This window comes from Shigella sp. FC1661 (genome assembly GCF_001712525.1).
In the GTDB taxonomy this organism is placed as follows: Bacteria; Pseudomonadota; Gammaproteobacteria; order Enterobacterales; family Enterobacteriaceae; genus Escherichia; species Escherichia coli.
Map to the genome: position 1 here is coordinate 1 of NZ_MDGW01000361.1, position 1,158 is coordinate 1,158.

The 1,158-nt window shown below is 44.9% G+C and carries 2 protein-coding genes; one reads left to right on the forward strand and one right to left on the reverse strand.

What is annotated here, in order from left to right; all coding sequences use genetic code 11:
• Positions 1–19: 19 nt before the first annotated feature.
• Positions 20–607, forward strand: a complete 588-nt coding sequence (locus tag BFF42_RS17990) for a hypothetical protein (RefSeq protein ID WP_039060575.1) — start codon at positions 20–22, stop codon at positions 605–607.
• Positions 608–684: 77 nt separating this feature from the next.
• On the opposite strand, the gene BFF42_RS27335 is transcribed toward BFF42_RS17990, so the two are convergent.
• On the reverse strand, positions 685–1,158 hold a 474-nt coding region (locus BFF42_RS27335), incomplete at its 5' end, for a hypothetical protein (RefSeq protein ID WP_216080633.1).

Genomic DNA, 1,158 nt, shown 5'->3' on the forward strand with positions numbered 1-1,158 from the left:
AAAAAAATAGGATAACGAAATGATAAGGAAGATTTTTTTTGCTTCTGCGATCGTAGTAGCCATCTCTGGCTGTACAGCAATGGATAAACTGGCGGGAATGGGTGTGGTTTCTCAACAAACATCCACTTTTGACAACTCAACTGTCATAGATGTCTCTCCAAATTCGCTATACGACCCGAACAGCACTTGGGGAACACAACTTCAGTTAGGAGCAATATGGTCCAGCTCCCAACCAGATCAAGTAGGGCTGATCCTTTCCTACAATTCAAATGTATCTAATGGAAGTTCCGCATACTTAGGTTTCATAGGAATAGATATAAATATTGATGGCAAGATATCTAGCTATAAAGCACAGCAACTAACTAATCTAAGTAACAGTGGATACAATACTGTATCCAAAACGATCTACACATCCAGCAAAAATACCGTTGTTATCCCATATGAAGTGCTAGAAAAGATGGTGTCGGCTAAAAACTGCCGCCTTCGCATACATACAACTGAAGGTAATCAAGACATCGATTTCTCAGCTGCAAGTATCCCTGGGGGGAAAGCTACTGCGATTGTTTCCATTAAAGAATTCATGACTAAAGTGGCAAAAGTTAAATAGGTAACTAAGCCGCCATTACAGGCGGCACTTCACACTATTTACCATAACATCCGTTGCGTGCACCGCCTCAGAGGCTCTCAGGGCGTTTCTGACGGGAAACCGGTAAAACAGGCAACAAACCACCCGAAAACCCGCCAGAAACGCGCAGGCTCTGTTTTTACGGCATGCATGAGTATGCGCGCAAGTGCATAGCGCGGAAATTCACACCATTCAGCCAGGGGAAGTCCTGTTTCCGGCGTTCTTCCCATCCGAAAACGGTGAACGGGGACGCAATTTATTGCGTGGCCGTGAAGCGTTGCCGGCGCAGCCGGAAAACCCGCTGTCAGCACGTTCAGGAAGGGGGTGATGTACAAATGGCACAGAGGATGAAAGTGACGTATGAGCTGAAGGAATGATGTAAAAGTGATGTATAAATGATGTAAAAGTGATGCAAAAGTGTTGTAAAAGTGATGTGCAGACTGAAGGTGACCTGCTCCCCGTTGATTAGTACACCCCGATGTTAGTAATGTCTTCATAAGCCACATGAGGACATCCCCATGAAGAAGCGTTTT